This window comes from Paraburkholderia metrosideri (assembly GCF_904848625.1).
Classification (GTDB): Bacteria; Pseudomonadota; Gammaproteobacteria; order Burkholderiales; family Burkholderiaceae; genus Paraburkholderia; species Paraburkholderia metrosideri.
This window is the reverse complement of record NZ_CAJHCP010000005.1, coordinates 344234-357310: the sequence shown is the minus strand read 5'-3', so window position 1 is coordinate 357310 and position 13077 is coordinate 344234. Positions and strand designations below refer to the sequence as shown.

11 protein-coding genes and 1 pseudogene are annotated in these 13077 nt (G+C 58.3%); 6 read left to right on the top strand and 6 right to left on the bottom strand.

From position 1 onward, the window contains the following. Positions 1-19: 19 nt before the first annotated feature. From LMG28727_RS12725 to LMG28727_RS12715, 3 genes are all read left to right on the top strand, one after another. The gene (locus LMG28727_RS12725) at positions 20-676 is read left to right on the top strand and encodes a GntR family transcriptional regulator (RefSeq protein WP_201642672.1); all 657 of its coding nucleotides are present in this window, start codon (positions 20-22) and stop codon (positions 674-676) included. A 1026-nt stretch (positions 677-1702) separates the two neighbouring features. Next, complete coding sequence (locus LMG28727_RS12720) at positions 1703-1972, top strand: hypothetical protein (RefSeq protein WP_201642671.1); 270 nt, start codon at positions 1703-1705, stop codon at positions 1970-1972. 456 nt (positions 1973-2428) lie between these two features. Further along, positions 2429-3292 (top strand): ion transporter, encoded by an 864-nt coding sequence (locus tag LMG28727_RS12715; protein WP_201642670.1) that lies wholly within the window; start codon positions 2429-2431, stop codon positions 3290-3292. A gap of 221 nt (positions 3293-3513) precedes the next feature. Here the strand turns inward: LMG28727_RS12715 and LMG28727_RS12710 are convergent, their stop codons facing one another. After that, positions 3514-4425, bottom strand: a complete 912-nt coding sequence (locus LMG28727_RS12710; protein ID WP_201642882.1) for an AraC family transcriptional regulator — start codon at positions 4423-4425, stop codon at positions 3514-3516. A gap of 166 nt (positions 4426-4591) precedes the next feature. Here LMG28727_RS12710 and LMG28727_RS12705 point away from each other — a divergent pair, with 166 nt between their 5' ends. After that, positions 4592-5425 (top strand): oxidoreductase, encoded by an 834-nt coding sequence (locus LMG28727_RS12705; RefSeq protein ID WP_201642669.1) that lies wholly within the window; start codon positions 4592-4594, stop codon positions 5423-5425. A 276-nt stretch (positions 5426-5701) separates the two neighbouring features. Here the strand turns inward: LMG28727_RS12705 and LMG28727_RS12700 are convergent, their stop codons facing one another. From LMG28727_RS12700 to LMG28727_RS12690, 3 genes are all read right to left on the bottom strand, one after another. After that, the gene (locus tag LMG28727_RS12700) at positions 5702-7408 is read right to left on the bottom strand and encodes a SulP family inorganic anion transporter (protein ID WP_236591776.1); all 1707 of its coding nucleotides are present in this window, start codon (positions 7406-7408) and stop codon (positions 5702-5704) included. A gap of 92 nt (positions 7409-7500) precedes the next feature. Next, positions 7501-8316 (bottom strand): polyphosphate kinase 2, encoded by an 816-nt coding sequence (gene ppk2, locus LMG28727_RS12695; RefSeq protein WP_201642667.1) that lies wholly within the window; start codon positions 8314-8316, stop codon positions 7501-7503. 208 nt (positions 8317-8524) lie between these two features. Continuing rightward, on the bottom strand, positions 8525-9226 hold the full coding sequence (locus tag LMG28727_RS12690) for a molybdate ABC transporter substrate-binding protein (RefSeq protein WP_201642666.1): 702 nt from the start codon (positions 9224-9226) through the stop codon (positions 8525-8527). Between the two features lie 886 nt (positions 9227-10112). Between LMG28727_RS12690 and LMG28727_RS34635 the strand changes: the two are divergent. Next, positions 10113-10304: pseudogene (locus LMG28727_RS34635) on the top strand (TMEM175 family protein); the annotation flags it as partial. Between the two features lie 7 nt (positions 10305-10311). Here the strand turns inward: LMG28727_RS34635 and LMG28727_RS12680 are convergent. Both LMG28727_RS12680 and LMG28727_RS12675 read right to left on the bottom strand, forming a co-directional pair. Beyond that, positions 10312-10602, bottom strand: coding sequence for an SDR family oxidoreductase (locus LMG28727_RS12680; protein ID WP_201642665.1), 291 nt, complete (start codon positions 10600-10602; stop codon positions 10312-10314). Between the two features lie 353 nt (positions 10603-10955). Beyond that, positions 10956-11897, bottom strand: coding sequence for an aromatic alcohol reductase (locus LMG28727_RS12675; protein WP_201642664.1), 942 nt, complete (start codon positions 11895-11897; stop codon positions 10956-10958). A gap of 258 nt (positions 11898-12155) precedes the next feature. Between LMG28727_RS12675 and LMG28727_RS12670 the strand changes: the two genes are divergently transcribed. Beyond that, positions 12156-13058, top strand: coding sequence for a LysR family transcriptional regulator (locus tag LMG28727_RS12670; protein WP_201642663.1), 903 nt, complete (start codon positions 12156-12158; stop codon positions 13056-13058). Positions 13059-13077: the final 19 nt, after the last annotated feature.

The window sequence follows — 13077 nt, the reverse complement described above, 5'->3', positions numbered from 1 at the left end:
TGTGTTTTAATATATTAAAATGAAAAAATCAGCAGATAGCAAGTTTTCTTCGAGCTCATTGGTCGAGCGTCTGCGCGAGCGCATTACAGACGGAACCTGGGCGCCAGGAACCCAACTGCGGCAGGACCTTATCGCGAAGGAATTTGGAACCAGCCACATCCCGGTCCGCGAAGCGTTCGTTCAATTGCAGGCGAGTGGATTCGTGACGATCGTGCCGAATCGCGGCGCGTTCGTTTCATCAATGACGACAACCGAAGCGACCGAGTTGACAGAAATGCGGGTTGTGCTCGAACTGCTTGCGCTCGACGCGGCAATCGATCAATTCAGCGCGGCCGACGAGGCTATCGCGCGAGGGATTCTCAAACGCGATGAGGACGCTCACGAAATCGAGCATTGGTCGATCGATAACTGGGCATTCCACCGGGTCATTTATCAGGCGAGTGGGAAGCGACATCTGCTGGAGACGCTGGAAGCGATCTGGCGCAAGACCGACCGTTATCTCCGGCTTGTCTGGCAGCTACAGCGTTACCAGTCCATCTCGTTCGCCGAGCATCTGGCCATTCTCGATGCCGTGGTGGCGCGCGACCGCCGTGCGGCCAAGCGGTTGACGAAGGCGCATATCGAAGCTGCCGGCATGGTGATGCAGGATGCGCTTCGCGAAGTCCGGCAGAGCTGATTGCTGGCTCGAGAACGCCATCTCCCGTACGTCGTAAAGTCAGTGTTACTCGGTAACCGTACGGCATTCAGCGTAGCGTGGCTGGCGTTCGACGACCGTCGCAACCTGGCGGCTGTCGTTATCGCACAGCAAGTCTCCTCCCCGGCGGCCCGGCGCCGCGTGGTCTTCGGCGATAGCGGCGCAGTCACTGATCGGAACCGTGTTACGAATCCTGCCATAAGAGGTTCCCACGTGAAGAGCCGACCGGTCGTGACGCACTTTCCGTTAGAAACGGACTGCAGGAACAAACCATTCCCCTCGCGCATACCATCATCGGCTAGCTGTCGCATCGGATCTGCATAAGCGAAGCACCGGTGTGCCGCCAGAGCTAGCGGTCTGAATTCTTTTCTATGGCAGGCTGTGGCGCTGCCGCAAACTCGAGAGAAGCAAATGCGCTGGCTTTAGAGCATCACGAGTCTGGTATCGCACATGCCGTTCCCGCTGCGTCAGAATCTGAAGTTTGCAATAAATAGTTCACACAGGCCTTTGCTACAAATCGATTCGCAGATGAACTTGAACGTTCGCCGGAGCCCGTCCGGCAAAAGACGGCGAGACAATATAGGGTGGCCGGTAGCCAAGTGGTCGACTACTCTATGTATTGGCACATGACTTTAAGGCACGCATGATTGTCGTGGGCCAACGAACGAGCGTTGACGTCTGTCGCAAGCCTTGGAGGGTCGGTCGTCGGCGTGGCGCGAGGAGCGCGCTAACACTGTCATCGCTTCGTCTTTTGACACGGTCGTTGTGGTCTTTTTCTGCTCCTGCACACTCGTCAACGAAGCCGGTACTTTCTCGTTGACCACTTGAATCCGCTGCGGCCACTGTTGACGGAACTGGCATGACCTGCGCCGGACCTGGTTCACTCGCACTAGACTGCGGACTTGACGGACTCCGACCCTGAAGTCAGCATCATGAGCCTGGTCGATGCGGGCACATGAACGCGGAGCGTCCCGATAGCTTGAATGGCCATCACCGAGGAGCACGAAAATGGTCAAAACGAGAGTTGGACTTTGGAAGCCAGTGGGGATAATGCTGGCCGCAGCCGGATTATTAGCGCTATCGGGCCCAGCCTTCAGCACCAATCAGTCACAACAGCGCCAGGCCGGCAGGAACGTCAACCAGAATGCTAAACATCAGGCACGCTCGAACAAGGTAGACTGCCGCGCCGCCAACGAAAAGAGCAACTCCCAGTGCCGACAGGACAAGCGCGACACGAAGCAAAATGGGCGCCAGGCGAAGCGTGACATCAAGTATTGACGGTGCCTGCAGGAGTGCCGCGCCCGTTCCGTATGCCAATCCCGGACCTGAACAGCAGCACGCGAGTCCGCGCTGAAGCGATGTTGCGCTGGCGTCAAGTCGGCGATGTAGCCGTGGGTGCCGATCAGTTCGTCCCCTCGCGGAACAGCGTCGAAGGATGACCCGGCTGACCGGCATCAGGGCTGGCATTCTCATCGACGATGCCCGGGCCGGTCTGGCGCTGCAGGTTTGTCAACGCTGCGAGCTTTGGTAGGACTCTACTTGCACCGCTTGAAATACGAGTGGGTTATCGGCGCCCAGAGGAGCTTCATCCACTACGAGATGGCGGCGTAGACGTGCTCTTCATCATGGTGGCTCGCCGACCCGCACAGGTCAGTTGCGGAAATGGGTGCGACCATTTCGAGCGATGGCATTGACCCAATTCGACTACTCTTGTCTAAACACTCGACCTTACTCATGAACGTCGTCCGCCCACTTAAACGCGACTTTGGCAGGCCTGATCATGGTTGGCGGCAGCGCCTTTACGCCATCGTTGTTGAAGCCGATACGGACGCCGGCCGACGCTTCGATGCCGTACTGCTGTCGGCAATCATACTCAGCGTCGCCGTCGTCATGCTGGACAGCGTCGCGGCTGTTCGCGCTCGCGAATTGTTAGTCCTCGAGATCCTGGAGTGGCTCTTTACGCTGCTGTTCACCGCCGAATACATTCTCCGGCTCATTTGCGTGGAACGTCCGCTGCGCTATGCGTTGAGCTTTTTCGGTGTCGTCGACCTCCTCTCGATCCTGCCAACCTATCTGGCCATTCTCCTGCCGGGTTTTCATGTCCTCGTCGACGTCAGACTGTTGCGCATGCTGCGTATCTTCCGCATCCTGAAGCTGCCACTGTACTTCGACGAGTCCCAGGCTCTCTGGCGCGCGTTCGTCAGGAGTCGACACAGGATCATGGTGTTCCTCGGTGTGGTGCTGATTCTAATCGTGGTACTCGGCACGGTTATGTATCTTGTCGAGGGACCGTCGAACGGCTTTACGAGCATTCCGGTCAGCATGTACTGGGCTGTGGTCACCATGACTACCACCGGCTACGGTGACATTCATCCGAAGACCCCGCTCGGGCAACTCGTCACGTCGTTGGCCATTTTGCTCGGCTACGGCGTCATTGCGTTCCCGGCGGGCATGGTCGGTGGAGAAGTGGTAACAGCGATGCGACAGAAGCAGGAGCCAGCCCGGGCGTGTCCGCAATGCCATACCGAAGGGCACGATCGTGATGCAATCTATTGCAGACACTGTGGCGTACAGCTTCCCTCAATTGACGGTCGATAGCCGGGGCACCCGGAGCGAGCGGTTTTGATGGTCGACCCTCAGCAGCCGATCGATTCATTTGTATTCCAATGATCGCATCCGAAGTACGACGGACTCTTCGGCCACCGAGCAGGCCAACGCTCATCAAGCGAAGCGGTCAATCAGGCAGGCTTTGGGAGCGCTAATGAGTGGCACGAATCCGCTCTCGAGAGGCGTGCCTGTGAGTCGCAATCACCTGCCCCTCAATGTGACGAAACGAACCGTGACTCTGGAAACGCGGGCGGCAACGCAAAGCTGTCGCGCAGGCGTTGCGCCTCGGCGGCAGGGGTTAGGCCAAAGAGTCGCTTGAATTCGCGGTTGAATTGAGAGGGACTGACATAGCCGACAGCGTGACACGCCGCCTCAGCAGTGATGCCCTGGCGCACCATCAGCAGGCGAGCCTGATGCAAGCGAGTGGATTTCACGTACTGCATCGGCGAGGTACTCGTGATGGCCTTGAAGTGACTGTGGAACGTCGGCACGCTCATCCCCGCCTGACTTGCCAGTTCCGGAAGGTCTAGGGGTCCCGCATAGGTCGCGTGGATGCGCTCAAGCGCTCGCCCGATCTTGCCGAATTTCCCCTGCATGGCTAAAGCTGCACGTATCGAGTGGCCTTGTTCGCCGGTAAGAACGCGGAAATACAATTCACGCACTAGTCCCGGGCCGAGGATTGCGGCGTCGAGCGGCCGGTTCATGGCTTCCAGAAAGCGCAGTACAGACGCTCGCATCGCCGCATCCATCGGACTCGACATCATGGTCTGCGGCGGGTCATCTGACGCCTTCAGCCCATGGCGGTCCACCTGAATAATGAGCTCCGCCGCTACCTGAAAGTCCAGGTGCATATAAACGGCGAGCAGCGGACGCTCGGGTGTCGCGTCAGTCTCCATCGTGAAGGGTACTGGCACCGCGACAGCCAGATAGTGCTGCGCGTCGTACACAAAGACCCGGTCACCAAAAAAACCGCGCTTGGTGCCCTGGCAGACGATCACGATGCCGGGATCGTATAGCACCGGCGTACGAGACAACGCCCTGTCCGAACGCAGGATCCGCACATCGCGCAGCGCGGTCAGGTTGTAGCCTTCCTGCGGCGCCAATGCGGTAAGCAACGCAACCATGCGGTGCTGTTCACGTGCGCTGGCCGCTGAAACACGTTGATCATTGGCTTCCGTGTGGCTCGCCTTGCTCATATAAATAGGCAATAAAAATAGAGAATTTGGTCTGATTTCGAGCGTTTTATCAGAATAACATGCAATCAATCAAATCAGCCCTGGAGTGTTTTTCATGCCCTCAACCAAAACCATGCTTATCACTGGTGTCAGTAGCGGCTTCGGACGCGCACTGGCTGAAGAAGCGCTCGCCGCAGGATATCGGGTCGTCGGCACGGTACGAAGCGAGCAGGCAAAGCAGGCGTTCGAAGCGCTTGACGCTACCCGTGCATTTGGTCGCGTACTTGACGTGACTGACTTTGCGTCTGTCGAGCATGTCGTGGCCGACATCGAGGCAACCGTCGGGCCTCTCGACGTGCTGGTGAACAACGCAGGCTACGGTCACGAGGGCGTAATGGAGGAGTCACCGCTTGCGGAAATGCGTCGGCAATTCGACGTGAATGTGTTCGGGGCTGTTGCCGTCATGAAGAGTGTGTTGCCGTATATGCGTGAGCGGCGGCGCGGACATATTCTCAACATCACATCGATGGGCGGATTTATCACCATGCCGGGAATCGCCTACTATTGCGGCAGTAAATTCGCATTGGAAGGAATCTCCGAGGCCCTCGGCAAGGAGGTCAAGCCATTCGGCATCCACGTGACCGCAGTAGCGCCGGGGTCTTTTCGCACTGAGTGGGCCGGTCGTTCGATGGTTCGAACGCCGCGCTCGATCCAGGACTACGATCCTCTGTTCGACCCGATCAGAAAAGGACGGGAAGAGAAAAGCGGCAGGCAGCTCGGGGATCCGGTCAAGGCCGCGCGTGCCATGCTGTCCGCTATCGAAAGCGATGAGCCGCCATCCCATCTTCTGCTGGGCAGTGATGCGCTCGGTTTGGTCCGCGAAAAGTTCTCGTTACTCAGCGCAGAATTTGACGCGTGGGAAACTGTCACGCGATCGACAGATGGATAAATGCATGTGGCGACGTTGCTGCGAGCGAACGGGTTGAAACGTCTCAACGGCAGTAGATGGCGTTTGATGCTGTTGAGGCTGAGCCGATATACGAAAAGCACCTCGCGTTGCCACGCTGCGGAGTCGCGAAGAACGACGCCGCCCGGGCCCTCAGTCGGTCAGATCCTGAACCGCCGCTTTGAAAGCTGCAACGGTCGCTGAGACAACCCGGAAAACCACGCACGGTGATAAAAAGCTCGATCACCGTGCGTACTCCTTACGCCGTGGGGCACGCCGTCAGACGCCTTCGTGCCGCCGGCCCGCGTCATATCGCGCGACGACCTGTTCGAGGTTGTAAAACATTCGTTCGCGGCCCAACTGCATTGCAAGCGGCGAGCGCTGCACCATCGCCAGAACGCCCGGATTGAGGGCCGCGAGCCACAGCACCATGCTGGCGTCGTGCATTTTCTTTTCGGCGTCGATCAACATCCGCAATGCCGTGTATTCGATATCGAAGACGCCGCTCAGATCCAGCACCACGATCGCGGGCTTTTCCTTCGCAATGTGCTGACGGATCTTCAACGCGACGTTGTCTGCGTTGGCGAAAAAGATGCGGCCTTCTGGCCGCAACATCAGCAGGCCGGGAAACGATTCGTCATCTGAACGTTCCGCGGAGATCGGGCGAAATACGTTCGTGCCACGTTTGCGTACCAGTTCATGTACCGGCGGATCCGACACCTGATAGGCAAGCGCAATCAGCGACACCACGATCGCAACCAGAATCCCCTGCAACGTACCCAACAGAACGACGCCCGCCAGCGCGACCAGCGCCCAGACCAGTTCCGTACGACGTACCGCGAGAATCGCGCGAAATTCGGCGGGGTTGAACAGGCCGATCGAATAGACGATGACAACGGCCGCGAGCGTTGCATGCGGAATCAATCCGATGAGCGGCGCCAGCAATAGCATGACGCCCAATGCGGCGGCCGCAGTCACGCATTGCGCAGCCTGACTGCGAGCGCCCGCGCTGCGATTGACCGCCGTTTGCGTCGTGCCACCGCCGCCAGGCATTGCGCCGAACAGCGAACCACCGAGGTTGGCCATCCCCGTGGCGAGTAGCTCCCGATTCGCGCCCGGCGTGGGCTCACCATCGCGAACGAACGCGCGCCCCGCTGCAATGGTTTCGGTAAAGCTCATCAGTGCCGTGCCCAAAGCAACGGGCCAGAGGACGGCCATTAGCGAAAAGTCCGGCAAGGTGATCGCAGGCAAACCCGTTGGAATATGACCCACGGTGCCCACGCCGCGCGCGGCCAGGCCGAACAGGCTCGCCCCTGCGATCGCGCCGGCCACGGCAATGAGCGGTGCGGGAACGCGCGGGAAGAAATGTTCCAGTCCCACGAGTACGACTAACGTCAACGCGCCGACAAGAATGGTCAGAAGCGATGCATGCGGCAAAGCCTGAAAAATTGCCAGTAGATTGTGTGCAAACGAACCCTTGGGAAAATGAATGCCGAGAAGTTTGGGAATCTGATCGACGACAATGACCACGGCAATGCCCGCCTTGAAGCCGATCAACACCGGCTCGGAAATAAAGTTCGCCACAAAGCCGAGTCGCAATGCCGACGCAAGCGTCAGGATCGCGCCGACCATCAGCGTCAGCGTCGCCGTTGCGGTGATCAGGCCAGCCTCATTCCCGTCAGGCACGGCCTCGCCGATTCCTGCCGCTACGAGGATGGCCAGCGTGGTGGTCGTGCTGACGCTCAAGGGCCTCGATGTCCCCAGGCATGCATAAATCAGCATCGGCACGAAAGCCGTATAGAGCCCGACCTGCACCGGCAATCCCGCCACCGTTGCGTAGGCGAGCGCCTTCGGAATCACGACAGCCGCCGCCGTCAAGCCGGCGATCAGATCCGGTTTTGCCCAGGACTTCTCGTAATGACGAATCCATTCCGGCATCAGAAGAAACTGCCTGCCTGTGGAATGGTTCGGCGTTTCGTTAGTCATCTTCGGTCCTGGGCCTGTTGAGATGATCGGCGAGAGCTGCATCTCGCTGCGGGTGATTGACCCTTGCCAGCACGAATACGCCATTAGCCAGATCAGAACTTCTGCGGGACCACTCTGTGCGGGTAGTCCGGTTCAACGTAGCCGTCGGATTTTTGCCGCTTCGGCAGCGTGATCTTCTCGCGTGGCATTGCTTTATAGGGCACGCTGCCCAGCAGATGACTGATGATGTTCAAGCGCACACGTTTTTTATTGTTGGAGTCGGCGACGAACCAGGGTGCGACGTCTGTATCGGTGGCCTTGAACATATCGTCGCGCGCACGGGAATAGTCGTACCAGCGGCTATACGAAACAAGATCCATCTTCGACAGTTTCCAGATTTTCCGTTCGTCCTTGATGCGCGCTTCGAGCCTGCGGGTCTGCTCTTCTTCGCTGACTTCGAGCCAGTACTTGAGCAGAATGACGCCGGACTGAACGATCGCCCGCTCCACCAGCGGAACTCCTCTCAGGAATTCCGTGGCCTGCTCTTCGGTACAGAAGCCCATTACGCGTTCGACGCCTGCGCGGTTGTACCAGCTGCGATCGAACAGCACGACCTCGCCCGCAGCGGGCAGATGCGGCAGATAGCGCTGCACATACATCTGGCTTTTCTCGCGCTCGGTTGGCGCCGGCAACGCAACGACACGGAAGATGCGCGGACTCACGCGCTCGGTGATCGCCTTGATCGTGCCGCCTTTGCCCGCGCCATCGCGTCCCTCGAAGACGATGCAGATCTTGGTGCCGGTTTGCACGACCCACTCCTGCAGCTTGACCAGTTCCACGTGCAGGCGCGCGAGTTCTTTTTCATAAGCTTTGTTCGACAAGGCGTCCTGCTCGACCACGTCGTCAGTTTTCTTCCGCTTATCAGCCATAATTTTCGACTCCAGAGACAGTCTGTTTGCGCCTACAGCGTGGGTGCAGACAGCCCGGCCGGGCGCGCCGCCGATGCGGGCGCGGTGGCCACGGCGGCTGGGCTTGCCGACGTACTAAAGCCGCCGCCTGGTGCAAGACCCTTCCCATCTCTCGCCGCGACAAGGTGGAACCAACCCCAATCGCTGAACGATTCGGCGGCCTGTCAATTCACCTCGCACCGTTTGCGGCGAAAGTTTCCTTGGCCCCCGGAGACATCAGGAACTTGATGAAGCCCTCGGCCGTGTCGCGCTGTGAAGTGTTTGCCATGACCACAGCGGTATACGTGAGAGTACTCTGGAGATCACCCGGAAGCGGGCCAAGAAGCTTGATGCCGGGTGTCGTCGCGATGAGCGGTATCGTACCCGCCACCATCTCGTTGCCGCTGCCTTTTAGCACAGGCTCAAAAATCCCATTGGGCGTCGTGCGTACGATCTTCGGCTTGAGTGTTTCTGCGATTCCCAGCTGATCCAGGATGCTTGCAAAGGCCTGTCCCGACTTAACGCTGTTAAAGACAAGGAGGTCGGCGCCAAGCAACGTGGTCCTGAATTTTTCAACCGTTGAAATATCGTATGCCGGACTGTCCTTGCGGTTACCGAGGCCGACGCCAACGTGAGCGATGATCGGTCTGTCGCCGGCACTCGCCTTGCCCGATTTCGTCAGGTCCTCAGCAAAGTCCGGCTGAACGATAACGACGTCGACCGCTTCGCCGTCGTCTATCCTTTTTTTCACGGCGGGCGAAGGGTCGAACACCAGACTGACCTGGTTATGGGTCTGCTGGCGATAAAGATCGACCACCTTGGTCAACGCAGGCTCGAGGGGGCTATCGCTCATCACCTTAATGCCGGCGGCATGGGCCAACACCGTGAGCATGGACAATGACACGGCTACGATAGCGCTTCGACTGATGCACTTAAGTATTGTGTTCATGGCTTGCCCGCTGATGACTGGATGCCGTGCTGGCGGGTGGCGGGTGGCGGGTGGCGGTTGACCACGATGTCGTCGCTCACGGGAAATTTGCGGGAGACGAAAACGGTTTGGTGGTGTCGGGCACAAACATCACCAAAGCGTGCAGATCCGTCGAACCACTGGCCGCGACTTGCATCGGGACAGCCGCCCGGTGGCCCGGTTGGGCCTCGCCCGCGTTGCCAACCTCGGCCGCTTTGAAGCCAAGCGGCGCCCGCGCAACCGCCGCCGGTAGCGGCAAGCATGCTCCGAACGCCACAGTGAGGAAAAAATGGGTCAGAAATCGCTTCACGAGTGCGCCGCCGTTAATGCACCGACGTAAGCCATACTAAAGGCTCAGCCTAGGGAAGCGAACCTTCCACTCCGTATGCAGAAACATTAGTGCACGATGCGCGGTTTTTCCAGACGTTGCCATCGCGGCTCGCCTGGGACACTCGACCCAGTATATCGCCGTAATGGTAGCGCGCAGACTCTTGGTCGCTCGGGTTAGTACTCGTTTGACGGTAGCGGAAGTCACCGTCGAGAATGTTTGGATTTACACATTACCCGGGGATGCCGATGCTTCAGCAATTGGCGAAGAATATTTCGACCGCTGCGGTTCATCATTCTTTTATCGGTTTGCAGGTTGAATGACCGTCCGTGGCCCGACCCGGTCCGACCTTAACTGGATAAACAATACGCCGCGAGCCGCACGGCATCCGGACCCGCAGCGGACCTCCGCCCCCCTGTGACATCAAACTTCATTCGACGCTGCCAACCCGCCGCTTCCCCCGCTAGCTGAAGGCCGGATAATATGGCGACGAACTCTCGCGGTGCTAACGCCATGGCCAAAATCGAAGACAGACTGGCGCGTTTCTATGCCCTTTCCGACGGCATCTTCGCCGTCATCATCACCGTTATGGTTCTGGCATTTAAGCCGCCGACTGGTCACGACTTTCGCGCGTTATCCACCCTGTGGCCCGATCTCATCAGTTATGCAGTGAGTTACGCATTCATCGCCGTGGTCTGGTTGAACCTGCTCCCGCATTCGCAAAGATCACGTCGATGCGTCCAAACGTTTCGACGATATCGGCGACAGCCTTGTCAATCTGGGCAGGGTCGCGCAAATCGACTGACAGGGTGACCGCGCGTTCACCGAGAACGCTGGCGGCATTGGCGAGGCGCTCAGCATTCGTCCCCGTTACGACGACCGTGGCCCCTTCGCTCTGAAAAAGTTTGGCCGCTTCGAGGCCGATGCCCGAGGTTCCACCGGTGATCAGTGCGATTTTGTTCTTCAGCTTCATGACAGGCTCCTTGATAGGTGTGACGTATCGATAACTTCAATCGGCATTGCGTTGCCGGTAGACACACTATCGTTGCTGCCAGCTGCGCCGACAAATGAGAAGAACTTGCCGGGCTGGAAAGAAAAACTATGCTGCCTCTGGATGGGCAACTTTGAGATCAGCAACCCTGCGATTAGCTTCAGGTTAAATATCCAGGCAGCGCTTTCAAAGCGTTCACGTTCCCTAGCGGCCACGCGCAGTCGATTTCTCAACAGCCGCCCTTACAGAACAAACGAGAACCGCATATTAGGCGCGTCTGGGCGGACATCCGTCGCCCGAAAGGTGTTGAATGTCCGGCACAGTCAACAATCCTGTCAGATAGCAGAGCGCTGATCGACCGACAGGTTCTGCTCCACCCAGTCCTCCAGATTGCAAACGTCAAGGCCACGCTGCGCATTGAATGTGCGCTGTTTGTCCCATGCCACACCGCGCCCTTCGGCAAAGACAACCCGGTACTTCCGTATCGGATCATTCGGCTCTTCAGCGAGTTCCCGTTTCAGTGCCGGCACGCTCCACTCCGTGCGATGCAGCTTGAGATTCAACAGCGTGTCGAGCGCATCCGCCAGCCGGCGATACGTGACCGTATCGCCGGCGACGTGCACGACCTGATTCACGATTCGTGGCTCGGCAAGCAGAATCTCCGATGTCAATGCACCGATGTCCTCCGACGTCGTCACCGTGACCGCGTTTTCCCAACTACCCAGCGCGTGCACGCTTTTCCCTTCCATATCCACGACACCGAAGGTCGGTTCGAACAGGAAGCTCATGAACATGCCCGTCGATACGATGACCCATTCGGTCTTTTGCTGCGAGCGCAGAAGCGCACGCACGTCCAGTTGCTCGTCGAACAGGTCCTGCGCACTACCTTTGCCAATCACGTCGTAGTCCACGCCGAATTGCCACGGAAAGTACCGTCGGACACCCGAGTCCAACGCCGCCCGCGCGATTTTCATCTGTACGCCCGGACCACCGACGAATCCGGTGCAGGAAACAACCGTGTCAAATCGGGCGAAGATATCGGCTAGTGCGGCAACCGACTGTGCGGCCAGATCACCTGGCACGATATCCACGCCGAGTGCGCGCAATTCCTCGATGTCCTTCCGTTTGTCGGGACTCGTCGATGCCAGAGTCGATGGGCGCAACAGCACCGAGATAGACCCGCCTGGTGCTTTGCCGACGCGTCGAACGAGATTGCGCAGTACCGCCATACCAAGTTCGCCTGCGCCTAAAACGAGAATAGCCTTATCGTGATGCATGTGTTGACCCCTGCAGGAAAAGTAGAACGTCGAAGAATGAGTCGTTCGCAACCGGTTAGCGTGTCGCTCGAGGGAACATCCCATCAATGATCCGCAGTGTAGTGGCGGATGCCCGCGACATTGTTCGCCGTGCAGGAATACTGAATGCAGGATGAGCGAACCGCCCTGCTGGCGGCTTTGTCCAGATCTGGGTCGGCCTGGGCAGTAAGATAGGGTTTTCGCAAATGTCGGCCAACGAACCCGCTACGTGATCTGCTCATGGACAAACTTCAGGCAATGACAGTACTGGTCAGGGTCGTTGAGGCGCAAAGCTTCAGCAAGGCAGCAGAGACGCTGTCCATGCCTCGTTCGTCGGTCACGACGATCATCAAGAACCTTGAGGCGCACCTTGGCACACCTTTGCTCAGGCGGAGTACACGAACACTGAGTCTGACCGACGCTGGCGCCCGTTACTTTGCGTCGTGTCAGGCCATATTGTCCGAGATTGCCAGAGCGGAAGACGATCTGTCGATAGAAGTCACGCATCCACGTGGACGCGTTCGGGTGGATATGCCCGGCGTGATTGGCCGGGCCATCGTAGTGCCACGACTGCGAGAATTCGAGGAGCGCTTTCCGGATATCGAACTGATGCTCGGTGTCAGTGATCGTCCAGCCGATCTGATCTATGACGGAATAGACTGCGTCATCCGCACCGGTGAACTCATCGACTCAACACTCGTTGCACGTCGCCTCGGTCAGTTGAACTGGATCACCTGCGCATCGCCGCGCTACCTCAGTCAGCATGGCGAGCCTGACTCCGTTGGCGCACTTCATACGCACCGTATCATCAACTACATTTCGAATGCGACGGGCCGTCCCATGGACTGGCGCTTTAACGTCGATGGCGAAGCGGTTGTCATGACGATGACTAGCCGGTTTGCGGTCAACGACACCGAGGCCTACCTGCAATGTGGGCTTGAAGGTCTGGGGCTGATCCAATTATCGGAGTTCGCTGCTTTTCCCTATCTCCAGAGCGGGCGATTGAAAGAGGTGCTGACAGAGACAAGATGTTCGCCTGTGCCCATCTCCATTCTTTATCCGGACGGGCGAAATGCCACCGCTGCGGTCAAAGTGTTTGTCGACTGGATAGTCGAGATCGCAAAGTCCGATCTGCTGCCGTGAGCGGTCTTTATGCCGCCAA